A 23,431-nucleotide genomic window follows, 5' to 3' on the forward strand; every position below is an offset into this window, starting at 1 on the left:
GTCGTGACGACCACTGAATGAAACGATTCAGGACGCGAAGCTATGGGTGTCCCGAAGGGGTGTCAACCCCTCCGGTGCAGACGGTTTCCCGTGACCCGTGCGTGACCTTCTGTCCTCGAACGGACCCCGAAACTTTTTCGACCGGAACCCATTGACGTGACATGCGCGGCCCGCCTAACGTCCCGGCAACCCAGTTGAAACCTTTCACGACGCCGGGAGGGCCGACCCGCCGGTGTCGTCGAGGAGCCCTCATGACCCACCCGTCCACCACGGGTCCGGCCCCGGTTCTCGCGCTGAGGGACGTCTCCAAGTCCTTCGGCGCGGTCCGCGCACTGCGGGACGTCTCCCTGGAGCTCTTCCCCGGGGAGGTGCACGCACTCGCCGGTGAGAACGGTGCCGGCAAGTCCACCCTCATCAAGACCCTCGCCGGCGTGCACCGCCCGGACACCGGCCAGGTGCTGCTCGACGGTGCGCCCGTCACCTTCCACGGACCCGGCGACGCCCGCGACGCCGGCATCGCCGTGATCTACCAGGAGCCCACGCTCTTCCCCGACCTGTCGATCGCCGAGAACATCTACATGGGCCGCCGACCGCGCCGCGCCCTCGGCCGGATCGACCACAAGGCCACCCACAACGCGACCGCCGCCCTGATGAAGCGCCTCGGCGTCGAACTCGACCCCGACCGGCCCGCCCGCGGTCTGTCCATCGCCGACCAGCAGATCGTCGAGATCGCCAAGGCCCTCTCCTTCGACGCCCGCGTCCTGATCATGGACGAACCGACCGCCGCCCTCACCGGCAGCGAGGTCGCCCGCCTCTTCGGCGTCGTGCGCACCCTGCGCGACCAGGGCGCCGCCGTGCTGTTCATCTCCCACCGGCTGGAGGAGATCTTCGACATCTGCCGGCGGGTCACCACCCTCCGCGACGGCGCCCGGATCGCCAGCGAGCCCCTGGAGGGCATGACCGAGGACGACCTGGTGCGCCGCATGGTCGGCCGCGACCTCGACGAGCTCTACCCCAAGCAGGACGTGAAGCCGGGCGAAGTCGCCCTGAGCGTGCGCCGGCTGACCCGCGAGGGGGTGTTCACCGACGTGTCGTTCGACGTCCGGCACGGCGAGATCGTCGGACTGGCCGGACTCGTCGGCGCCGGACGCACCGAGGTCGCCCGGGCCGTGTTCGGCATCGACCGCTGGGACGCCGGTGAGGTGTGGGTGCGTGGCAGGGCACTGGTCAACGGCGCGCCCTCCACCGCCATGGCCGCCGGACTCGCCCTGGTCCCGGAGGACCGGCGCGCCCAGGGCCTGGTGATGAACATGTCCATCGAGCGGAACATCGGCCTCACCGGGCTGCGCACGACCGTCAAGGCCGGGCTGATGGACCGCGGCGCCGAGCGCAGCCGCTCCCTCGACTGGGCCGTCAGGCTCCAGGTGAAGTACGCCCGGATCGCCGACACGGTCAACACGCTCTCCGGCGGCAACCAGCAGAAGGTCGTACTCGCCAAGTGGCTGGCCACCGGCCCGAAGGTGCTGATCGTCGACGAGCCGACCCGCGGCATCGACGTCGGCACCAAGGCCGAGGTGCACCGGCTGCTGTCGCAGCTGGCCGCCGACGGCGTGGCCGTCCTGATGATCTCCTCCGACCTGCCCGAGATCCTCGGCATGGCCGACCGCGTGCTGGTGATGCACGAGGGCCGGCTCACCGCCGAGATCCCGCGCTCCGACGCCACCGAGGAAACCGTGATGGCCGCAGCCACCGGGAGGGTCGCCGCATGACGGTCGTGACCCCGCAAGATACCCCCGTGGCCGACGTGCCCAGGTCGAGCGGCACCCGGCTGGTCGACCGCGTCTTCAGGATGCGCGAACTCGCCATCCTGGTCGTCTTCCTGGTGATGATCGCCGTCACCCAGGCCGGCAACAGCGAGTTCCTGTCCGAACAGGGCATCAAGGACCTGCTGCTGAACGCGACGATCCTGGTCCTGGTCGCCACCGGCCAGTCCCTCGTCGTCATCACCCGCAACGTCGACCTGTCCGTCGGATCCACGCTCGGCATCAGCGCGTTCGCCGCGGGAATCTACCTCCAGGGCGGCGGAAATCCCGTCGTGGCGGTCGCGCTTGCCGTGGTGCTCGGCATCGGCTTCGGACTGCTCAACGGACTGCTCGTCAGCCTCGGCCAGGTGCCCGCGCTCGTCGTCACCCTCGGCACGCTGTACATCATCCGCGGCATCGACTCCATCTGGGTCGGCTCCCGCCAGATCACCGCGGCCGATCTGCCCGGGGGATTCGTCGACTTCGGCTCCGGCGGCATCTCGGCGGTGCCGTACCTGGCGCTGATCGCGCTGGCCGTCCTCGTCGCCACCGCCTACTACCTCAAGCACTTCGCCAGCGGCCGCGAACTGTACGCGCTCGGCTCCAACCCCGAGGCCGCCCGCCTCGCCGGCATCCCCGTCCGCAGGCGGATCCTCGCCGCGTACACCTTCTGCGGCGCCCTCGCCGGACTCGCCGGCGCGATGTACCTGGCCCGCTTCGGCAACGTCGACTCCGGCACCGGCAACGGCTACGAACTCACCGTCGTCAGCGCGGTCGTGGTCGGCGGCGTCGTCTTCACCGGCGGCTCCGGCAGTGTCTACGGCGCGGCCCTCGGCGCGCTGCTGCTGACCTCCGTCAACAGTGTGCTGCCCGCCCTCGGCGTCAGCTCGGTCTGGGTGCTCGCGATCAACGGCATCCTGCTCATCCTCGCGATCGCGGTCGACCGGATGGTCGCGCTGCGCGTGGCCTCCGCACTGAAGAAGAGGAACGCCCGCCATGGCTGACATCTCCCTGCGTCCGGCGCCGGGCCGGTCCGGCCTGAAGAGGTGGGACTCCGCCGTCGGCGCACTCCTCGTGGTCGTCCTGCTGTTCTCCTTCGGCTTCGTCGACGGTTTCGGCAACGCGCTCAACCTGTCCTTCCTGATCGGCAACACCCTGCCGATCGCGCTGATCGCGCTGCCGATGACGCTGCTGGTGGTGTCCGGGGAGATCGACCTGTCGGTCGCGTCCACGGCGGGTCTGTCCGGTGCCGTCATGGGCGCCCTGTGGAACCAGGGCATGGCCATCGAGACGATCATTCCGATCTGCCTGCTGCTGGGCGTGGTGTGCGGGCTGGTCAACGGGCTGCTGGTGACCAGGCTGGGGCTGCCGTCCCTCGCCGTGACCATCGGCACGCTCGCGGCCTACCGGGGCATCGCGCAGATCGTGCTCGGGTCCGACGCGGTGACCGACTTCCCCACGCAGTACCTGGACTTCGCGTCCGGGCGGCTCGGTGAATCGTTCGTCCCGTACGCCTTCCTGCCGTTCCTCGTGCTGCTCGCCATCGCCGTGGTCGCGCTGCACGCCACACCGTTCGGGCGGGCGCTGTTCGCGATCGGCGCGAGTGAGGAGGCCGCACGGTTCGCCGGGATCCGGGTCAAGCGGCAGAAGCTGATCCTTTTCACGCTGACGGGGTTGATGGCATCCCTCACTGGCATCTTCTGGGCGTTGCACTACGCCAGCGCCCGCTATGACAACGCCACTGGCCTCGAACTGTCCGTTGTGGCGGCCGTGTTGCTCGGCGGTATCGACTTCGACGGCGGAAAGGGGACGTTGGGTGGCGCGATCGCGGGGGTGCTCCTGCTGGGGGCGCTGCAGAACGTGATGAGTCTCCAGGACGTCTCGGCGCAGTCGCAGATCGTCGTCACAGGTGTGTTGTTGGTGCTTTCCGTGCTCGGGCCCCGGGTGGTGCGTGCTCAATCATCCGGCTGACCCGTTGTTCGTGGCTGGTCGCGCAGTTCCCCGCGCCCCTGAGCGGCGCTTCCCCAACCTCTTTCAAAGGAATCCGTCATGCGTAAGTCGACTCTCCGCCGCAGCTGTGCGGCTCTCGCCACCGCCACCTCGCTCGCCCTCGCGATCACCGCCTGCGGTGGCACCACCAAGAAGGACGTCGCGAACGAGGGCGGCAGCGCCGCCACCGCCGGCAAGGCCGATCCGAAGGCGGCCACCAAGAAGGGCCTGACCGTCGGGTTCCTGCCCAAGCAGGTCAACAACCCGTACTTCACCTCCGCCGACAAGGGTGGCGAGAAGGCGCTGAAGGAGCTGGGGTCCAGCTACAAGGAGGTCGGGCCGTCCAGCGCGACCGACACCGCCGGGCAGGTCAGTTACGTCAACACGCTCACCCAGCAGCAAGTTGACGCGATGGCCGTGTCCGCGCAGGACCCGGGCGCGCTGTGCACGGCGCTCAAGCAGGCAATGAAGAACGGCATCAAGGTCGTCACCTACGACTCCGACACCACGGCCGGCTGCCGCAACGCCTTCGTCTCGCAGGCCTCCGCCGAGGACCTCGGCCGTACCGAGGTGCAGCTGCTCGCCAAGCAGATCGACTACAAGGGCGAGATCGCGATCCTGTCCGCCGCGCAGACCGCGACGAACCAGAACACCTGGATCGACTTCATGAAGGACGAGCTGAAGAAACCCGAGTACAAGAACATCAAGCTGGTCAGGACCGCGTACGGCAACGACGACGCCCAGCAGTCCTTCCAGCAGACCCAGGGCCTGCTCCAGGAGTACCCGAACCTCAAGGGGATCATCTCCCCGACCACCGTCGGCATCAAGGCCGCCGCCCAGTACCTGTCGGGCTCCAAATACAAGGGGAAGGTCAAGCTGACCGGCCTCGGCACCCCGAACGACATGCGCAAGTACGTCAAGAACGGCACCGTCGAGGCGTTCGAGCTGTGGGACCCGGCGAAGCTCGGCGAACTGGCCGCCCGCACCGCCGTCGCCCTGTCCTCTGGGCAGATCACCGGCAAGGAGGGGGAGACCTTCAAGGCCGGCTCCATGGGCGAGTACACCATCGGCAAGGACGGCGTCATCAGCCTCGGCAAGCCCACCGTGTTCGACGCCGGGAACATCGACCAGTTCAACTTCTGATCCTGGAGAATCGTTGATGCAGCGCGTGTGCTTCCTGCTGAAGGTCCGGGCGGACCGCCTCGACGAGTACCGCGAGCGGCACGCCGCGGTGTGGCCGGAGATGCTGAAGGCACTCTCGGAGACCGGCTGGCACAACTACTCGCTCTTCCTGCGCGAGGACGGACTGCTCGTCGGCTACCTGGAGACCGAGGACTTCGCCGCAGCCCGGGCCGGCATGGAAGCCACCGACGTCAACGCCCGCTGGCAGGCGGAGATGGCGCCGTTCTTCGAGTCGCCGGACGGCGCGCGGCCCGACGAGGCGATGAAACCGCTCACCGAAGTGTTCCACCTCGCATGACGATGGAGTCCACGAGATGCACAGACGTACCTTGCTGGCCGCCGCCCTCACGGGAGCCGTGGTGACCCCCGCCCTGGCCTCCGGCACCGCACAGGCCGCGAACCCGGGCCCCTCGGTCACCCGGACGGGCACCACCACCCTCGACGGCCGGGCCATCTTCTTCGTCTCGTACGACGGGCTGGTCAACAACAACGCCTTCCAGAAGAACGGCCTTCTGACCTACCAGGGCCACCAGTACGCCGCCTGGTACACCGCCGACCGGAACGCCGTCGTCGGCCGCCGGGTCCTCGGCGGAAGCACCTGGTCCACGGTCAAGGTCGGCCACACCCTCAAGGCCGACGACTCCCACAACGTCATCTCCATGGGCGTCTCCAAGCTCGACGGCCGCCTGCACCTCAACATGGACTCCCACAGCGACGGCTTCACCTACGTCAAGTCCGTCGCCGGGCTCATGGACAACCCCGCGGGGCTGAGCTGGACCGCGAGCCGCTTCGGGGCGCCCCAGTCGACCCTGGACGGCGTCGCGCTCACCTCGCAGTTCACCTACCCGCAGTTCGTCTCCACGCCCGACGGCAGACTCCAGCTGAGCTACCGCGTCGCCGTCTCCGGCAACGGCCGCAACGCCCTCGCCGAGTACGACGGAACCACATGGACCGACCTCGGCGAGTGGACCAGCTCCACCGGCACGTACACCAGCGAGCACGGCTCCTCGACGGCCCGCAACATGTACCTGCACGGCATGGACTACGACCGGGGCGGCCGGCTGCACTCCTTCTTCACCTGGCGTGAGCAGAACGGCGCCGTGATGTGCAACGGTGGCGGCATCACCAACCACGACACCGGCTACGTCTACTCCGACGACCGCGGCCGCACCTGGCGCAACAACGCCGGGACCGTCGTGGGTGTGACGGGCGGCTCCGAGAAGGTGTCCGTGAGCGACGCCGGCCTGGTGATCGACCCGCTCAACCCCGACCACTCCCTGATGAACCAGGAGAGCCAGTTCACCGACTCCGTGGGCCGGCCGCACGCGCTCATCTCCTACGTGCCCGGCCGCTTCGGGCAGTGCACCACGAACTACGTCGCCGACCGCACGGCCAACGGACGTGCCTTCCACGTCCGCAAGAACGCCTCCGGCACCTGGCAGAAGACCGAGATACCGGTCCCGCTGAACTCCAGCCAGCGCACCAAGCTGATCCTGGACAAGTACGACAACGCGTACGCGGTCTTCCCCTTCGGCCGGATCGCCGGGGCCTCCGCGGCCTCCGGACACACCGACTGGAAGATCCTCTTCGACGGCAGCGGACTCAACGCCTTCGGCGAGGTCGTCATCGACGAGACGCGCATCGCGCAGGACGGGGTGCTGTCGTTCATGTACCAGGAGAGGTCCAGCGGGACGACCCCCTCGGCGCTGCACGTCGTCGACTTCCGGCTCCCCGCCTGACCGCGACCGGTTCCCGGGGCGGCATGCCGGTAGTGTGAAGCCGCTCCGGGCCGCCGCCCCCTCGTCTCCCTCTGGAGGTCCCTGCCCGATGGCCCAGTCGGTGGGTATCAAGGACGTCGCCCGCGTCGCCGGAGTCTCCGTCGGCACGGTCTCGAACGTGATCAACCGCCCGGACACGGTCGCGACCGAGACCCGGGCCCGGGTGCTGTCCGCGATAGACCGGCTCGGGTACGTCCGCAGCGAGTCCGCGCGCCAGCTGCGCGCGGGACGCAGCCGCATCATGGGGCTGCTCGTCCTCGACATGGGCAACCCCTTCTTCGTCGACGTCGCGCGCGGCGCCGAGCGTGCCGCCCGGCAGGCCGGACTCGGCGTCATGGTCTGCAACAGCGCCCAGAACCCCGGGGAGGAGGCCGAGTACCTGTCGCTCTTCGCCGAGCAGCGGGTACGGGGCGTGCTGCTCACCCCGGCCGACGCGACCGGCCGCAACATCGAGACGTTCCGCCGGCACGGCATCCCGTTCGTCCTGGTCGACCGGGTCGCCGAGGGCACCACCGAGTGCTCGGTATCCGTCGACGACGTCGCGGGCGGCGCGCTCGCGGTACGCCACCTCGTCGACGCCGGGCACCGCTCGATCGCCTACGTCAGCGGCCCGCCCGGCCTCAACCAGGTCCGCGACCGCCGCACCGGCGCCCTCGAAGCGCTCGCCGAGGCCGGGCTCGGCCCCGACGCGCTGCGGGAGCTGCCGACCGAACGGCTGGACGTCGCCGCGGGGCGGGACGCCGGGGCCCGGCTGCTCGGGCTGGCGGACCGGCCCACAGCCGTGTTCTGCGCCAACGACCTCCTCGCCCTCGGTGTCCTGCAAGCCATGTACGCGGCCGGTGTCGGTGTCCCCGACGACCTCGCCATCGTCGGCTACGACGACATCGAGTTCGCCGCCGCCGCTGCCGTCCCGCTCACCTCGGTACGGCAGCCCGCCGTCACCATGGGCGCCATGGCCGCCGAGCTGCTGCTGGAGGAGACGGAGGAGGAGGACGCGGCGCGCGCACACGAACACCGCAGGGTCGTCCTGCAGCCCGAGCTGGTGGTCCGCCGCTCCAGCCTGTCCGCCCGCTGAGCCTGAACGGCGGTTCAGCAAGATTTCATGATCGAAGGGCTCACTCACCGGTGATCCCTGTGATGAACTGGGACGCGGTCCGAAAATCCGTCCGTCCCGGGAGCCCTGTTGACCGTCAGCTACCGCCAGCCCGGAGTCGTCCTCACCGACCGACGCTTCACCGTCCCCCTCGACCACGGCCGCCCCGACGGCGAGACGATCGAGCTGTACGCCCGCGAGGTCGTCGCCAGCGACAAGACGCACCAGGACCTCCCCTGGCTCCTCTACCTCCAGGGCGGGCCGGGCTTCGGCGCGGACCGCTCCGTCGGCAGGCCGGGCTGGCTCGGCAGGGCCCTCAAGGAGTACCGCGTCCTGCTCCTCGACCAGCGCGGCACCGGTCACAGCACGCCCGCGAACCGCCAGACGCTCCCGCTGCGCGGCGGCCCGGCCGAGCAGGCCGACTACCTCACGCACTTCCGCGCCGACTCGATCGTCCGCGACTGCGAGGCCATCCGCACCCAGCTCACCGGCGGCAGGCCCTGGACCGTGCTCGGCCAGAGCTTCGGCGGTTTCTGCGCGACCTCCTACCTGTCCCTCGCCCCCGAAGGCCTGGCCACCGCCGTCATCACCGGCGGACTGCCCGCACTGGACGCGCACGCGGACGACGTGTACCGGGCCGCCTTCCCGCGCATCGAACGCAAGGTCACCGCCCACTACGCCCGCTACCCCGAGGACGCCGAGCGCGCCCGGCGCATCGCCGGCCACCTCCTCGACCACGACGTGGTCCTGCCGAACGGCTACCGGCTCACCGTCGAGGCCTTCCAGTCCCTCGGCATCGCCCTCGGCACCGGCGACGGCAGCCACCGCCTCCACTACCTCCTCGAGAACGCCTTCGTCCGCACCCCGCAGGGCCACGCGCTCTCCGACGCGTTCCAGGAGCAGGTGCAGGGCATGCTCTCCTACGCCCGCCACCCGCTGTACGCCCTGGTCCACGAGTCGATCTACGGCCAGGACGCCCGGCCCACGGCCTGGTCGGCCGAGCGGGTCCGCGCCGAATTCCCGCAGTTCGACGCCGCCAAGGCCCTCGCGGGCGACGAGCCCCTGCTGTTCACCGGGGAATCGATTCACCCCTGGATGTTCGACTGCGACCCCGCGCTGCGCCCGCTGCGCGAGACCGCCGACCTGCTCGCCGCCCGCACCGACTGGACGCCTCTGTACGACCCGGCCCGTCTCGCCGCCAACACGGTGCCGGTCGTGGCCGCCGTCTACCACGACGACATGTACGTCGACACGGCCCATTCGCTGCGCACCGCCCGCGCGATCCGGGGTCTGCGCACCTGGGTCACGGACGAGTTCGAGCACGACGGCATCCGCGCCGGCGGCCCCCGCGTCCTCGACCGGCTGCTGGCTCTCGTCCGGGGCGAGGCGTGATCTCGTGCCGCGGACCCGGTGATGCCGGTGGCGCGGACTAGTGTGCTGACATGACGACCACTCAACTGCAGCCCATGCCCGGCGACTGGCGGCGTGCCCTCGCGGTCGTGGCGCATCCGGACGACCTCGAGTACGGCTGCTCGGCGGCGATCGCCGCCTGGACCGACGAGGGCCGCGAGGTCGCCTACGTCCTCGCGACCCGGGGCGAGGCGGGCATCGACACACTGGACCCCGCTCGGTGCGGGCCGCTGCGCGAGCAGGAGCAGCGGGCGAGCGCGGCCGTGGTCGGCGTGTCGGAGGTGGAGTTCCTCGACCACAAGGACGGCGTCATCGAGTACGGCACCGCCCTGCGCCGCGACATCGCCGCCGCCATCCGCCGGCACCGGCCCGAGCTGGTCATCACGCTCAACCACCGGGACACCTGGGGCGGTGTCGCCTGGAACACCCCGGACCACGTGGCCGTCGGCCGGGCCACACTCGACGCGGCCGGCGACGCCGGCAACCGGTGGATCTTCCCCGAGCTGATCGAGCAGGGCCTCGACCCCTGGGACGGCGTGCGCTGGGTCGCGGTCGCCGGCTCCAGCACGCCCACGCACGCGGTCGACGCGACGGCCGGGATGGAACGGGCGGTGCGCTCCCTGCTGGAGCACCGCACGTACATCGAGGTGCTGACCGGCGAGGATCCGGAGACGTACGCACGCGGCTTCCTGGCCCGCAACGCCGAGGCGACGGGGGAGCGGTTCGGTGGCAGGCCGGCGGTGGCGTTCGAACTGTTCAGCAGATGACCAGCGGTTGACCGGCGGACGACGGGGGAGAGCATGACGGACAGCGAGGAACTGGCCGGGCGGTTCGAGGAACACCGGGGGCATCTCAGAGCGGTGGCCTACCGCATGCTCGGATCGCTCGCCGAGGCGGAGGACGCCGTCCAGGAGGCCTGGCTGAGGCTCGGCCGCACCGACGTGGACGACATCGGCAACCTCGGCGGCTGGCTCACCACGGTGACCGGCCGGGTCTGCCTGGACCTGCTGCGCTCGCGCACCGCGCGGCGCGAGGAACCGATGGGCGACACCCAGGACACCGCGCGCGTCTTCGTCCCCGACCCGGTGCTCCGGCCGCTGTCGCACCTCGACCCGGCGGAGGAGGTGCTCCAGGCCGATTCCGTGGGCCTGGCCCTCCTCGTCGTGCTGGAGAACCTGACGCCCGACGAGCGGCTGGCGTTCGTGCTGCACGACATGTTCGCCGTGCCGTTCGACGACATCGCGCCGATCGTGGAGCGCAGCCCCGCAGCGACCCGGCAGCTCGCGAGCCGCGCCCGGCGCCGGGTGCGGGGCGCCACCCCCTCGCCCGAGCCGGACCTCGGCCGGCAGCAGCAGGTGCTGGACGCCTTCCTGGCCGCCTCGCGCGGCGGTGACTTCGAGGCGCTGCTGGGTCTGCTGCACCCGGACGTGGTGCTGCGGGCCGATTCGGGGACGCTGATGCGGGGCGCGGCCGCGTCCAAGGTCGTCCAGGGCGCCAAGGCCGTGGCGGAACAGGCGCTCATGTTCGCCCCGTTCGTGCGCTCCGCGCAGCTGGTCCTGATCAACGGCTCGGTAGGGATGATCGATGTGTCCGAGGGCCGGGTGCAGTCGGTCATGGGGGTCACGATCGCCGACGGCCGGATCACCGGCATGTACATCCTGGCCGACCCCGGCCGGCTGGAGCTCCTGGAGGTGCCCGGGCCGACGGTATGACCGCGACTCGGCTGTCACCGCTCGTTTCGTATGCTGAACGGCATGCGAGATCACCAGGCCGGGCCGGCGGAGCTGCGCGGCGACTGCGAGCGGTGCTTCGGGCTGTGCTGCGTCGCCCTGCCCTTCGCGGCCTCGGCCGACTTCGCGGTCGACAAGGCCGCCGGCACACCGTGCCGCAACCTCCGTGAGGACCACCGCTGCGGCATCCACGCCGGGCTCCGGCAGAAGGGATTCACCGGCTGCACGGTGTACGACTGCTTCGGTGCGGGGCAGCAGGTCTCGCAGATCACCTTCGGCGCGCGGGACTGGCGTACCGGGCCACCGGAGGACGCCCGCCGCATGTTCGAGGTGTTCCCGGTGGTCCGGCAGCTGCACGAACTGCTCTGGTACCTGACGGAGGCGCTCACCCTGCAGGCGGCCCGCCCCGTCCACCCCGAGCTGCGCGAGGCCCTGGAGAAGACCCGGGAGCTGACCGGCGGGAGCCCCGAGGAGCTCGCCGGGCTCGACGTGGCGGCCCACCGGCAGGAAGTCAACGTCCTGCTGCTGAGGTCGAGTGAACTGGCCCGGGCCGGCTTCAAGGGCCGCCGGAAGAACCGCCGGGGTGCGGACCTCATGGGAGCCCGGCTCAAGGGCGCCGATCTGCGCGGTGCGAATCTGCGCGGTGCCTACCTCATCGCCGCGGACCTCACCGGGGCGGACCTGCGGGGAGCCGACCTGATCGGTGCCGACCTGCGTGACGCGGACCTCACGGACGCCGACCTGACCGGGGCGTTCTTCCTCACCCAGCCGCAGCTCAACGCGGCCCGGGGCAGCGCCGGGACGCGGCTGCCCGGGTCAGTCACCCGCCCCGGGCACTGGACTGCGCAGGTCTGAGGCCGGCTCGGGCACCGGGGTGCGGCGCTCGGGGTGCAGTCGCAGGCCCTCCGGCATCATCGTCAGCCGTTCCGTCACGCGCAGCCGGTAGCCCGGGTCGGCCCGCAGCTCGTAGCGCCGCAGCAGCAGTCCGAGCACCAGCGTGGCCTCGTGCAACGCGAACTGCCGCCCGATGCACGCCCGTGCGCCCGTCCCGAACGGCTTGAAGGTGTGCGGGGGCCGGGACCGTACGGCCCGGGCGTCGAAGCGGTCGGGGTCGAACCGCTCGGCGTCCTCGCCCCACACCTCGGGGTCCCGGTGCAGCATCGGCGTCAGCACCAGTGCCCAGGCGCCCCGCCGCATGGGGTGCTCCCCGGCCAGCACGGTGTCCTCCCGGGCCTCGCGGGCGAACGCGGGCGCGGTGGGCCACAGCCGCAGCGACTCGTCCAGCACGCGGCGGACGTAGCGCAGCCGGGCCACCTGCTCGTAGGCCGGCTCCGCGGTGTCCGCCCACACCCGGTCCACCTCGGCGCGGGCGCGGGCGGCGATCTCGGGGTGGCGGGCGAGGTAGTGCAGGGCGAAGGAGAGCGCGCCCGAGGTCGTCTCGTGCCCGGCCACGAGGAACGTGATGACCTGGCGGCGGACGTTCTGCGGCGCCAGCCGTTCCCCGGTGTCGGGGTGGGACGTCTCCAGCATGCGGTCCAGCAGATCGCCGTCGCCGCCGCCGGTGGCGCGCCGGGCGCGGACCAGTTCGTCGACCGTGTGGTTGAGGTGGGCGATGTCGGCCGCGTTGCGGCGGCTCGCGCCGCGCAGCAGCAGGGGGGCCAGCGGCAAGGGCACGGTGTTGAGCCGCTGGGCGTACGTCAGCGTGCCCACCATCGCGGACACGAAGGGATGCGGCCGGGAGCGCTCGAACGAGCCGAAGTCGTGGCCGAAGCCGGTGCGCGCGATCGTCTCCAGCGTCAGCTTGGTCATGTCGCCGGGCACGTCCACCACCCGGCCCGTCTCCGCCGCCCGGTCCCAGTGTTCCGTCAGCCGCCGCGCGACCGACAGCATCATCGGGTGGTAGCCGGCCATGGCGTCGCGGCTGAACCCCGGGGCGAGCACATCGTGGGCCAGTTGCCAGTTGGGCTCGTGGTTGTAGGCCGTGAACAGGCCGTCTCCGGCGACCGGCCGCAGGTTGGCCACGCCGAGCCCCACGTGCTTGGCGAACCGGGACTCGTCCGCGAGGTCGGCCGCGTGCCGGGCACCCCACACGAAGACGAACTCCTTGCCGAACGCCTTGCGCCGGAACACCGGGCCCAGCTGACGGGCGTAGCGCAGTGAGTCCTGGATCGGAGTGTGCCGGTCGACACCCAGGACGTCACCGAGCAGCGGGATCCGGCGCGGCGGGTGCGGGATGCGGTCCAGATCCGGCCAGCCCAGCTCGGCACTGCGGAACCCCTTGGGCTCCCCGGTCCGTGTCGGCGCCTCCGTCATGACGCGATCTCCCTTGATCCGGCAGCGGGTTCGCACGTGTTGTACGTGAGTTCAATAGCGCGGTTCAGTCTGGGCCCGTTGTTGAACCGGCGTCAAGTAAAGTGCGGGCATGGCCGCGAACCAGGGCGGGCGCACGCGCCGTCGGCTCAGCACCGAGGAGCGCCGGGAGCAGCTCCTGTCCGTCGGTGCGAGGCTGTTCTCGGAGAGCCCCTACGACGACGTGTGGATCGAGCAGGTGGCCGAGATCGCCGGAGTGTCGCGCGGGCTGCTGTACCACTACTTCCCGACGAAGCGGGACTTCTTCGCGGCGGTCGTCGAGCGTGAGAGCGAGCGCATGCTGCGCATGACGGCGGCGGTGCCCGGCGTTCCGGTCCGCGAGCAACTCGCCGCGGGTCTTGAGACGTTCCTGGAGTACGTACAGGCGCACGCGCACGGCTACCGCGCCTTCCACCGCGCCGACGCGGCCGGGGACCAGGCGGTGCGGAGGGTCTATCAGCGGGCCCTGGGCGCGCAGGAGCAGCAGATCCTCGCCGCGCTCGCCGCCGATCCCGAATTCGGCCCCGCCTTCGAGGAGCGGCCGGAGGTCCGGCTGGCCGTACGCGGCTGGCTGGCGTTCACCACGAGTGTCTGCCTGGAGTGGCTGCGCGGCGCCGAGTTGGACCGTGCGCAGGTGCGCGAGCTCTGCGCACGCGCCCTGCTGGGCGTGCTCACACCCTGAGGGTGTCGCAAAGGGGACCTGCCGTGGTTGGCGCACACCCGGATCTTCGATAGGTTAGGTGAGGCTTACCTAAGGAGGTCTGGGATGGGTGACGACAGCCACAGCTGGACGGCGGCTCCCGCCGCGGCGGAGCGGGCGCGCTCGGTGCTCGCCGCCGCGTGGTCCTGCTCCGTGACCGCGGAGGGCACACGGGAGGAACTGGTCGGCGCGCACACCGTGGGCGAGGACGGCCGTGTGCTCGTGCACGTGCCCGAGGACAGCGCCCTGCTCGCGGCCGCGATCTGCGCGCCCCGCGGTGAGCCGTCCGCGGTGCTGGAGTTCGCCGACGCCGCACCCGTTCCGGTCCGGGACCGGATCCGCGCCCGGCTGTGGCTCGCGGGCTGGTTCGCCGTCGAGGGCGAGCGGCTCGCCTTCACGCCCACCCGTGTCGTGCTGCGGCAGCCGTCCGGCTCCGTGGTCGTGGACCTCGACGAGTTCGCCTCCGCCGTGCCCGACCCGCTCACCACGGCGGAGGCGCGGCTGCTGACGCACCTCGCCGACTGCCACGCCGACGCCGTGGAACGGCTCACCCGGCTCGTCGGTCCCGACAGCCTGCACGGCGCGGTCCGCGTCCAGCCGCTCGCCGTCGACCGGCACGGTCTGACACTGCGCATCGAACGGGTCCGCGCCCACGGCGACGTGCGCCTCGCCTTCCACACGCCCGCCGACGACGTCGCGCAGCTCACCGAGCGCATGCACGCCCTGCTGGGCCAGGCCGCCGCCGCGTCGTGTCCGCGGACCCTACAGCGGCAGCGCACAGACGGCGACGGGTGAGGGGAACGATTCTCCTGTGCGCCGGAGTCCGCCGTCGGTCTCGTCCACGTGGAAGACGGTGACGGTGGAGGACTTCTGGTTGGCGGCGAACAGCAGCGTGCCTTCCGGTGAGAAGGCGATCTGCCGGGGGAAGTCCCCGCCCACCGGCACCGTGTCGAGCAGCCGCAGCCGGGCGCCCTGCGCCTCGACGGCGTAGCGGGTGAGGCTGTTGTGGCCGCGGTTGGCGAGATAGGCGTAGCGGCCGTTCGCGGTCACCAGGATCTGCGCCGGGTAGTTGCTGCCCCGGCCCGTGCCCGTGGACTGCGCCTCGCCGACGGCGACCCGGCCGGAGGCCTTGTCGTACGAGCAGACCGCCACGGTGTTGTCGACCTCGTTGGCGAGGTAGGCGTACCGACCGCCGGGATGGAACGTGAGGTGGCGCGGCCCCGCGCCCGGCCGGGTCCGGGCCCGTGCCACCTCGGTGAGCCTGCCCGCCTTCTCGTCCAGCCGGTACGTGTGGACGCTGTCCGTCCCCAGGTCGACGGCGAGCACATGGCCGCCGTCCGGGCTCGTGACGACCTGGTGGGCGTGCGGGCCCTCCTGGCCCGGCCCGGGCGGCGGAGCGGAGTGCCGTACGAGGTCGGTGCGTTCACCGAGGGCGCCCGACGCGTCGATGGGATGCACGGCCACGCTGCCCGAGCCGTAGTTCGCGCTCAGCAGCCAGCGGCCGCCCGGATGCACCGACAGATGACACGGGGCGGCCCCGCCGGTGCTCCGGCTGCCCAGCACCTTCCGGTCGGACAGCCGGACGGCGGTCACGGCACCGTCGTCGCGCTCGTCCACCGCGTACAGCGTGCGGCGGTCCGGGTGGACCGCCAGGTACGACGGGTCGCCGACACCGCCGATCGTGCCGGCGCCGGTGATCCGGCCCGTCCCCGGGTCGTACGTCGCCAGGCCGATGCCTTTGCCGCCGCCCTCGGCGGAGGTGTAGGTGCCCAGGTGCAGCGGGCGGGGCCCGGAGGGGCGGCGATCCCCGCCGGACGGGCTCGCACTCGCCTCAGGGGCCGTGGCCGGATCGGTCGCCGGGGCGGGTGCGTCGTCGCAGGACGGCAACGCTGCCACGGCCGCCCCGCCCGCCAGTGCGCCGACGAACCGGCGCCTGCTCCAGCCGCCACTGCCCATATTGCCCCTCAGGTCGTCACTCGTCCCGGTCGTGACAGCCACCTTGGCGTTTCCCGCCCGTCGGGTGCAAACAACGGCAGCCGGTGCCGCGCGTTGCGCGACGGGCCGGCTACCAGTCGCCGTCCTGGACCGGGGTGCCCGGCGCGTCCTTGAGCTGTTGCGTCTGTCCCGGCGTGGGCGGCTGCCAGGGCTCGTGGTCGTCGCCGAGCCAGTCGCCGACCGGCTTGACGGACTGGAGGGTGTCCGTGGGGGCGAGGTCCTCCGCGTCCTGGTCGAAGTAGTCGAACCAGGGCAGGCCGGCCCGGGTGTACGCGGCCCGGTCCACCGGCGACGGCGGCGCGGCCTCCCCGGTGATGCGGCGCCACTCCGGCGGTGTCACCAGGTGCACGAACACCCGCCCGGCCGGTTCCCGCGACCAGTCGGTGAGAGGCCGTTCGTCCTGGTAGACCTCCTGCCGCAGGGAGCCGCCGACACCCAGACCCATCGCGGCGGCCGCACGCGGCGGGCTCGCCGGAACGGCACCGCCGGCGGGCGCCGGAACCGCCCCGGGCGCGGCCGGAGCCGCCTGGGGCATCGGCGCGCCGTAGCCGCCGGGCGCGGGCGGGGCGGTCGGGGGCATCGGCGCGCCGTAGCCGCCGGATGCGGGCGGGGCGGCGAGGGGCATGGGGGCGCCGAAGCCACCGGACCCGGCCGCGGGCAGGCCGCCCGGCATCGGGGCGCCGTAGCCGCTCGCCGGCGGAGCGGAGCGCTCCCGCTCCGCGCGCAGCCGCTCCTCGGCACGCCACCGCGCCAGCTCCCGGTCGTTCAGCGCGAAGGACTGCAGTTGTACGCCGCCCCACACCTCCTCGCCGGTGACCTGACCCTCGACGGTGGCGCCCAGACCGAGCGGAACGGCCACGAACTGCCGGACCGTGCCCGTGCCGGAGTTGATGCCGTCCAGCCAGGGCTGGCGGGGGAGCACCACGTAGTTCTGCGGGTCGCGGGCCGGCCGGTCGCTCCAGGGCCGGCCGGAGACCGCGCACACCTTGCCGACGCCGACCTGCAGCGCGGCGGGCTCGGAGGTGCCCGCGAAGCTCAGCCACATCGCCTCGCGCAGATACACCGGCAGCATCACTCCGCCGCGGGCCCGCCACTCGCCGGGGACCCGGTCCGCGTAGTCCGCGACGCGCCGCACCGGGAACTCGCCGAGGCCCGGCGGCAGCGGATGAGTGCCCGTCTCCGGCAGACGCAGTGTGCGGATGAACCGCACGGCGACCCCGCCCGGCAGCCGCAGAGTGTTCCCGTCGATCCGCACGTCGGCCATCGGCCCGCCCCTCGCATCAGGCGCCGGCCCCCTGCCGGCGCTTCCCTCAGCGAGAACGCCCACCGAACCCCGCGCGGTTCCGCCACAGCTGCTCCGTCACGCCCAGCCGCTCCCGCAGCCGTGTCAGACGGGGCATCCGGGCCCGCTGCTCGCGCGACACGCGGTCCAGTTCCTCGAACAGGCGGCGGGTGCGGTGCTCGGTGTCGAGCTCGTCGAGGATGCGGTTGACCTCCGTCAGTACGGCCCCCGGAAGCTGCCAGTGCCCGGGGGAGCGCTCGGCCTCCTCGCGCAGCAGCAGGGCCAGCTTGTCGCGGGTGCCCGCGGCGGTGCGCAGTTCGGCGGCCAGACGTTCCTCCGCCGACTCGGCGCTCGCGCTCAGATGGGTGGTGACCAGCACCGCGAAACTCACCACGGCGTCGGCGATCTCGGACAGCACCTGCTCCAGGGCGGCGCCCGTCTCGGCCTCGAACAGCGGCTCGGGCTCGCGCTCCTTCGCGAGGTCGGTGAGGGAGCGGGCGAGCACACGCAGGACCACCGTGCAGATCTCCAGCGTGTCCAGGCCCGTGCGCATCACGACCCGGTGCAGCACGCTGTCCTGCACGCGCGGGTTGAGCCGCAGACTGTCCTCCGCCTGCCGCAGCGCCGCGTCCACCTCGACGATGTCGTGGTCCAGCCGGCGCGCCTCGTGCAACTGGCTCTCCGCGCGGTCCACGGGTGTGCCGCCCGCGGCCTCCTCGCCCATGCGCAGCATCAGCTGCCGCAACCGACGGGAGAGGCCCTCGATGGACTCGCCGGCCTCCTCCACCCACACCGGCGGAGCCAGCAGCAGGTTGCAGGCCAGACCCACGGAGGCGCCGATCAGGGTCTCCACCACGCGGGCCCAGGCGGTGTCCCCGACGGTGGTGACACCGAGGACGAGCATCGCGCTGATCGCGACCTCGGGCACGTACTCCTCCACCCGGACCAGCCGTCCCACCGCCAGGGAGGCCACCAGGAGCAGTGCCAGGCTCCACCAGGTGAGCCCCACCAGCAGGCTGAACGCGATGGCGACGAGCACACCGGTCACCACGGCGTTCACCCGGCGGAAGCCGTTGGTGATCGTGGCGTACAGGGTCACCTGGACGACCAGCAGTGCCGTCAGGGGAGCGGTGAGCGGGGCCGGCTCGGGGCTCAGCCGCAGCGCGATGACGTACGCGATCGTCGCAGCGGTCGCGGACCGCACCGTCTGGACGACCACGGGATCACGACGCTTCCTCACGATCCGCTCGGCGTGCGCCGTCCACTCACGTACCTCTCGCATCCTCGGGCTGTTCCCCTTCCCCGGCGTATCGAACGGATCCGTCGCAGGCATCCATCACTTCCATGAAGGACGCTCACGAAGGACGTTAGTGCCGGGGCAAAGCGCGGGCGACCGAGGGCTCAGGCGGACACCTTGTCGAGGAAGGCGGACAGCAGGCTCCTGGTCCGCGCGATCTGTTCGTCCACGGTGAGGCTCTCCTCGAACCGGGACCCCGCCTCAGGCGCCTTCTTCCCGCGCACGTACAGGGAGCAGGCGAGGTCGGTGCACATGTACGCGCCCACGGAGTTGCCCTCACGGCCGGCCGGCCCCGCCTTGCGCGCGGTCATCAGCGAGACCCCGCCGCGCGGATGCGTCGTCAGGCACAGCGAACACATGCTGCGGTGCAGGAAGCCGCGCTGCGCGGCCTGGAACCGCATCGAGAGGCCGACGAGCCTACCTCCCCGCTCCGTCACCAGATAGCTGCGGTCGGGTGCCCCCGGGTCCCGCCACCCGAGGAAGTCGAGATCGTCCCAGGGCCGCTCGTCGAGGTCCCGGGGCACGGCCAGACGCTTGGCCTCGCCCTTCGAGCAGTTGATGAAGGAGGCGCGGACGTCCTGCTCGGTGAGCGGCTGCATGGGAACTCCAGGGAGTCGTCTTCGCAAACCTAGGGGTCCTAGGTTTTGGGGGCCGGGCCAGACTAGACAGTCGCGCCGCCCAGGGGCGACCGGATTTCCGTCAGGCCCGAGGGCTTCCGACGGAGACAGTCGCGCCGCCGAGGGCGGCCGGACGTCCGTCAGGCCCGAGGGCTTCCGGCGGATCCCCGTGGCGTCGCCGCGGATCCGTCGGAATCCGCCTGGCCGCCCGCGGTCTGCGGCGGCCACACCCCGGGCGCCAGCACCCCCAGCGCGTACGCCCGGGCCACCAGTTCCGTGCGGTTGGACGCACCCCAGCGGGACGACAGGCGGCGCAGGTGGTAGGTGACGCCGTCCGTGCTGAGGCCCGTCTCGCGGGCTGCCCGGGCCGTGGTGGCGCCGGCGGCCAGGAGCGCCAGGACGCGGGCCTCCATCGGTGTGACCCGGGCCTGATCGACGGGTGGGGCGGGGGCGGGGCCGCGCTCGGGCTCCACCCGGAGCATCACGAGCAGGGCCGGGGTGTCCTCCGCCGTGTCGCTGACCGGATCCGCCGTCAGTTCGCCGTAGCGGTCCGCGCCGCCGGGGGCCCGCCAGCACACCGACACCTGATAGCGGGAGCGGCGGCGCAGGCGCAGGGCCTCGGCGATCCGCTCGACCTGGGTCGCCTCACGCGGGCTGAACAGGTCCAGCACATCGCGTCCGCGCAGCTGCCCCGGCGTCCTGCCGCACTCCGCCGCCATCGCCGGATTGGCCAGCAGCACCGCCCCGTACACGTCGCACACCGCGACCGGCATCGCGACCCGGTCGAACAGCAGCAGCGCGCGGTTGCGCCACGTCACGGCCTCCTGTCGGGCCAGGTCCACGCATCGGCTCCTTCCACGCCGGACCGCTCCCGCGCAAGAGCGGCGCGGCCGCACGCACTACACAATCATGTAGGGCCGCCGGTCCGCCTCCCGGGCCCGGTGGATCACGCTGGATCGCAGTACTTCCGTACCGCGAAAGGCAGTTGCCGCGTCATGCCCCCCACCGGACAGACTCCCCTGACCGCCGACGACCTCCCCGGCGTCCCCGTCGCCGACATCTCCGCCACCGGACCCGGTGGTGCGCCCATCCAGCAGGTCATGGATCTGATGCGCGAGCACGGGCCGGTCCTCGTGCGGCGGCTGTACGGGCGGGACACCCTGTTCGTGAGCGACCTGGACCTCGTGGCCGAACTCGCCGACGAGCAGCGGTTCGCCAAGCACATCGGGCCCGGCCTGGAGAACGTCCGCGAGTTCGCCGCCGACGGCCTGTTCACCGCGTACAACGACGAGCCCAACTGGGCCAAGGCGCACGACATCCTCATGCCCGCCTTCGCGCTGGGCTCGATGCGCACGTACCACCCCGTGATGCTGGAGGTGGCGCAGCGGCTCATCGCGTCCTGGGACCGCGACGCCCGCGCCGGCCGGCCGGTGAACGTGCCCGACGACATGACCCGGATGACGCTCGACACCATCGGACTCGCCGGCTTCGGCTACGACTTCGGCTCCTTCGAACGGTCCGAGCCGCACCCCTTCGTCCAGTCGATGGTCCGCTGCCTGGAGTGGAGCATGACCCGCCTGGCGCGCGTGCCCGGGAAGGACTACACCGAGCAGGACGCGGCCTTCCGTGCGGACTCCGCCTACCTCGCCGAGGTCGTCGACGACGTCATCGCCGCCCGCACCGGCACCGGCCAGAGCGACACCGGCGACCTCCTCGGCCTGATGCTCACCGCCGAGCACCCGGACGACGGCACCACGCTCGACACCGCGAACATCCGCAACCAGGTCATCACGTTCCTGATCGCCGGTCACGAGACCACCTCCGGCGCGATGTCCTTCGCGCTGTACTACCTCGCCAAGCACCCGACCACGCTCCGCCTGGTGCAGCGCGAGGTCGACGCGCTGTGGGGCGACCGGGCCGACGTCGAGCCGACGTACGAGGAGGTCGGCCGGCTGACCTACACCCGTCAGGTCCTCAACGAGGCGCTCCGGCTGTGGCCCACGGCCGCCGTGTTCTCCCGGGAGGCCCGCGAGGACACCCTGCTCGGGGGCCGCATCCCGCTGCGTGCCGGGCAGGGCGTCCTGGTCCTCGCGCCGATGCTGCACCGGCAGCCCGTATGGGGCGACAACCCCGAGCTGTTCGACCCCTCCCGCTTCACGGCCGAGGCGGAAGCCGAGCGGCCGGTGCACGCCTTCAAACCGTTCGGCACGGGTGAGCGGGCCTGCATCGGACGGCAGTTCGCGCTGCACGAGGCGACCATGCTGCTGGCCATGCTCGTCCACCGCTACCGGATGGGCGACCACGCCGACTACCGGCTCGACGTCAAGGAGACCCTCACCCTCAAGCCCGAGGGCTTCACCCTCGCGCTCACCCCTCGCACCCCTGCCGACCGCGTCCACGGCCCGCTGCCCGGGGCCGCCCCGGCCCAGGACACCGCCACGGCCGAGCCGCAGGACCTGCCCGCCCGCGTCCGTCCCGGCACCGCCGCCCTCTTCCTGCACGGCAGCAACTACGGCACCTGCCGCGACTTCGCGGCCCGGCTCGCCGACGAGGCCGCCGCCCTCGGCTGCGCGACCGAGGTGGCACCCCTCGACGCCTGTGCGGGTGGCCTGCCCACCGACCGGCCCGTCGTCATCACCGCCGCCTCCTACAACGGCCGCCCCACCGACGACGCCACCGCCTTCGCCGCCCGGCTTGAGGAGACCCACGACCTGGCGGGCGTCACCTACGCCGTCCTCGGCGTCGGCGACCGCAACTGGGCCGCCACCTACCAGCACGTCCCCACCCGCATCGACGAGCGGCTCGCGGAGTGCGGCGCCGACCGGCTGCTGGATCGTGCCGCCGCCGACGCCTCCGGAGACCTCGCCGGCACCGTCCGCGCCTTCGCGGCGTCCCTGCGCACCGCCCTCCTGGAGCGCCACGGCGACCCGGACTCCACGACGCCGGACCCGGAGCCCACGACCGCCTACGAGGTCCGCACGCTGACCCGCGGCCCGCTGGACGCCCTCGCCGAACGGCACGGCCTCCTCCCCATGCGGGTCACCGAGGCCCGCGACCTCACCGCCCCCGGCTACGCGCGCCGCAAGCGGTTCCTGCGTGTCGCCCTTCCCGACGGCGTCACCTACCGCACGGCCGACCACCTCACCGTGCTGCCCGCCAACGCCCCCGAGCTCGTCCACCGCGCCGCCGCCGCGCTCGGCACCGACCTCGACACCGTGCTGGACATCCGCGCCACCCGCCCGCGCCGCGACGGCATCGCCGTGGACCGGCCCGTGACGGTACGGCAGCTCCTCACCCACCACGTGGAGCTGCAGGAGCGCCCGGGTCCCGGGCAGCTGGCCGCCCTCGCCGCCGCCAACCCGTGCCCGCCGGAGCGCACGGCCCTGGCGGCCCTCAACGACGACCCCCGCACCCTCGTGGAGATCCTGGAGGACCACCCGGCCCTGCGCGGCGCCCTGGACTGGCCACAGCTGCTCGAGCTCCTCACCCCGCTGCGCCCGCGTCACTACTCCATCTCCTCCTCGCCCGCGGTCGACCCCGGTCATGTCGACCTGATGGTCTCGGTGCTGGAGGCACCCGCTCGTTCCGGCAAGGGCGTCTACCGGGGCACCGGCTCCGGCCACCTCGCCGCCGTCCGGCCCGGCGACACCCTGTACGCCCGTGTGCAGCCGTGCCGCGAGGCCTTCCGCATCGACGCCACCGGCGACCCGGCGCCGGTCGTCATGGTCGCGGCGGGCACCGGCCTCGCCCCGTTCCGCGGCGCCGTCGCCGACCGTACGGCGGCCCTCGCGTCCGGTGCCGAACCCGCCCCGGCTCTCTGCTACTTCGGCTGCGACGCCCCCGACGCGGACTTCCTGCACGCCGAGGAGCTGCGCGCCGCCGAAACCGCCGGCGCCGTCTCCCTCCGCCCCGCTTTCAGCGAGGCGCCCGAGGGCGAGGTGCGGTTCGTGCAGCACCGCATCGCCGCCGAGGCCGAGGAGGTCTGGGCCCTGCTGGACTCCGGGGCGCGGGTGTACGTCTGCGGTGACGGTTCCCGGATGGCGCCCGGGGTGCGGGAGGCGTTCCGTACCCTGTACCGAAAGCACACGCCGGCCGCCGACGAGACGGCCGCCGAGCAGTGGCTCGACGCACTGGTCGCGCAGGGGCGTTACGTCGAGGACGTGTACGCGGCCGGCTGACCGGCGCGGCGGGGGAGGGGTGGGCACAC

The 23,431-nt window shown here is 72.2% G+C and carries 20 protein-coding genes; 14 read left to right on the forward strand and 6 right to left on the reverse strand.

Annotated elements, in window-relative coordinates:
- Nucleotides 1-251 precede the first annotated feature (251 nt).
- The 11 genes from ACIQU3_RS22885 to ACIQU3_RS22935 all read left to right on the forward strand — a co-directional run bounded on the left by ACIQU3_RS22885 (nt 252) and on the right by ACIQU3_RS22935 (nt 11,839).
- Entirely contained in the window at nt 252-1,769 is a 1,518-nt protein-coding gene (locus tag ACIQU3_RS22885) for a sugar ABC transporter ATP-binding protein (protein WP_403927464.1), read from the forward strand.
- Nucleotides 1,766-2,806 (forward strand): ABC transporter permease, encoded by a 1,041-nt coding sequence (locus ACIQU3_RS22890; protein WP_403927467.1) that lies wholly within the window; start codon nt 1,766-1,768, stop codon nt 2,804-2,806. Before ACIQU3_RS22885 ends, ACIQU3_RS22890 begins: the two co-directional genes overlap by 4 nt.
- Nucleotides 2,799-3,773 carry an ABC transporter permease gene (locus ACIQU3_RS22895; RefSeq protein ID WP_403927470.1) on the forward strand — a complete coding sequence of 325 codons (975 nt, stop codon included), beginning with the start codon at nt 2,799-2,801 and terminating at the stop codon, nt 3,771-3,773. Before ACIQU3_RS22890 ends, ACIQU3_RS22895 begins: the two co-directional genes overlap by 8 nt.
- Nucleotides 3,774-3,851: 78 nt before the next feature.
- Nucleotides 3,852-4,934 carry a rhamnose ABC transporter substrate-binding protein gene (gene rhaS / locus ACIQU3_RS22900; protein ID WP_403735391.1) on the forward strand — a complete coding sequence of 361 codons (1,083 nt, stop codon included), beginning with the start codon at nt 3,852-3,854 and terminating at the stop codon, nt 4,932-4,934.
- Nucleotides 4,935-4,950: 16 nt separating this feature from the next.
- Nucleotides 4,951-5,271 carry an L-rhamnose mutarotase gene (locus ACIQU3_RS22905; protein WP_403735388.1) on the forward strand — a complete coding sequence of 107 codons (321 nt, stop codon included), beginning with the start codon at nt 4,951-4,953 and terminating at the stop codon, nt 5,269-5,271.
- A gap of 16 nt (nt 5,272-5,287) precedes the next feature.
- The gene (locus ACIQU3_RS22910) at nt 5,288-6,712 is read left to right on the forward strand and encodes a BNR repeat-containing protein (RefSeq protein ID WP_403927472.1); all 1,425 of its coding nucleotides are present in this window, start codon (nt 5,288-5,290) and stop codon (nt 6,710-6,712) included.
- An 88-nt stretch (nt 6,713-6,800) separates the two neighbouring features.
- A complete protein-coding gene (locus tag ACIQU3_RS22915; RefSeq protein ID WP_403927474.1) occupies nt 6,801-7,826 on the forward strand; it encodes a LacI family DNA-binding transcriptional regulator in 1,026 nt (341 codons plus the stop codon).
- A 108-nt stretch (nt 7,827-7,934) separates the two neighbouring features.
- Nucleotides 7,935-9,236: an alpha/beta fold hydrolase gene (locus ACIQU3_RS22920; RefSeq protein ID WP_403927477.1), complete on the forward strand. Its 1,302-nt coding sequence runs from the start codon at nt 7,935-7,937 to the stop codon at nt 9,234-9,236.
- A 50-nt stretch (nt 9,237-9,286) separates the two neighbouring features.
- Nucleotides 9,287-10,021 carry a PIG-L deacetylase family protein gene (locus ACIQU3_RS22925; protein WP_403735377.1) on the forward strand — a complete coding sequence of 245 codons (735 nt, stop codon included), beginning with the start codon at nt 9,287-9,289 and terminating at the stop codon, nt 10,019-10,021.
- 33 nt (nt 10,022-10,054) lie between these two features.
- Complete coding sequence (sigJ, locus tag ACIQU3_RS22930) at nt 10,055-10,966, forward strand: RNA polymerase sigma factor SigJ (RefSeq protein ID WP_403735374.1); 912 nt, start codon at nt 10,055-10,057, stop codon at nt 10,964-10,966.
- 30 nt (nt 10,967-10,996) lie between these two features.
- Nucleotides 10,997-11,839 carry a pentapeptide repeat-containing protein gene (locus tag ACIQU3_RS22935; protein ID WP_403735371.1) on the forward strand — a complete coding sequence of 281 codons (843 nt, stop codon included), beginning with the start codon at nt 10,997-10,999 and terminating at the stop codon, nt 11,837-11,839.
- On the opposite strand, the gene ACIQU3_RS22940 is transcribed toward ACIQU3_RS22935, so the two are convergent.
- Nucleotides 11,801-13,297, reverse strand: coding sequence for a cytochrome P450 (locus tag ACIQU3_RS22940; RefSeq protein WP_403735368.1), 1,497 nt, complete (start codon nt 13,295-13,297; stop codon nt 11,801-11,803). The genes ACIQU3_RS22935 and ACIQU3_RS22940 overlap by 39 nt on opposite strands.
- A 109-nt stretch (nt 13,298-13,406) precedes the next feature.
- On the opposite strand from ACIQU3_RS22940, the gene ACIQU3_RS22945 reads away from it, so the two are divergent.
- Nucleotides 13,407-14,015, forward strand: a complete 609-nt coding sequence (locus ACIQU3_RS22945) for a TetR/AcrR family transcriptional regulator (protein ID WP_403735364.1) — start codon at nt 13,407-13,409, stop codon at nt 14,013-14,015.
- Between the two features lie 84 nt (nt 14,016-14,099).
- Nucleotides 14,100-14,828 carry a DUF2470 domain-containing protein gene (locus tag ACIQU3_RS22950; protein WP_403927480.1) on the forward strand — a complete coding sequence of 243 codons (729 nt, stop codon included), beginning with the start codon at nt 14,100-14,102 and terminating at the stop codon, nt 14,826-14,828.
- On the opposite strand, the gene ACIQU3_RS22955 is transcribed toward ACIQU3_RS22950, so the two are convergent.
- The 5 genes from ACIQU3_RS22955 to ACIQU3_RS22975 all read right to left on the reverse strand — a co-directional run bounded on the left by ACIQU3_RS22955 (nt 14,796) and on the right by ACIQU3_RS22975 (nt 20,066).
- Entirely contained in the window at nt 14,796-15,989 is a 1,194-nt protein-coding gene (locus tag ACIQU3_RS22955; protein ID WP_403927522.1) for a lactonase family protein, read from the reverse strand. The two genes, ACIQU3_RS22950 and ACIQU3_RS22955, sit on opposite strands and share 33 nt — an antisense overlap.
- 109 nt (nt 15,990-16,098) lie before the next feature.
- Entirely contained in the window at nt 16,099-17,292 is a 1,194-nt protein-coding gene (locus tag ACIQU3_RS22960) for a hypothetical protein (RefSeq protein ID WP_403735354.1), read from the reverse strand.
- 46 nt (nt 17,293-17,338) lie between these two features.
- Nucleotides 17,339-18,592, reverse strand: a complete 1,254-nt coding sequence (locus tag ACIQU3_RS22965; RefSeq protein WP_403735352.1) for an FUSC family protein — start codon at nt 18,590-18,592, stop codon at nt 17,339-17,341.
- 119 nt (nt 18,593-18,711) lie between these two features.
- Entirely contained in the window at nt 18,712-19,206 is a 495-nt protein-coding gene (locus ACIQU3_RS22970; RefSeq protein ID WP_403927483.1) for an FBP domain-containing protein, read from the reverse strand.
- Nucleotides 19,207-19,364: 158 nt separating this feature from the next.
- Nucleotides 19,365-20,066: a PAS domain-containing protein gene (locus ACIQU3_RS22975; RefSeq protein WP_403735345.1), complete on the reverse strand. Its 702-nt coding sequence runs from the start codon at nt 20,064-20,066 to the stop codon at nt 19,365-19,367.
- Nucleotides 20,067-20,219: 153 nt separating this feature from the next.
- Here ACIQU3_RS22975 and ACIQU3_RS22980 point away from each other — a divergent pair, with 153 nt between their 5' ends.
- Complete coding sequence (locus tag ACIQU3_RS22980) at nt 20,220-23,402, forward strand: cytochrome P450 (RefSeq protein WP_403927485.1); 3,183 nt, start codon at nt 20,220-20,222, stop codon at nt 23,400-23,402.
- Nucleotides 23,403-23,431: the final 29 nt, after the last annotated feature.

Source organism: Streptomyces sp. NPDC101110 (assembly GCF_044759525.1).
Lineage (GTDB): Bacteria > Actinomycetota > Actinomycetes > Streptomycetales > Streptomycetaceae > Streptomyces.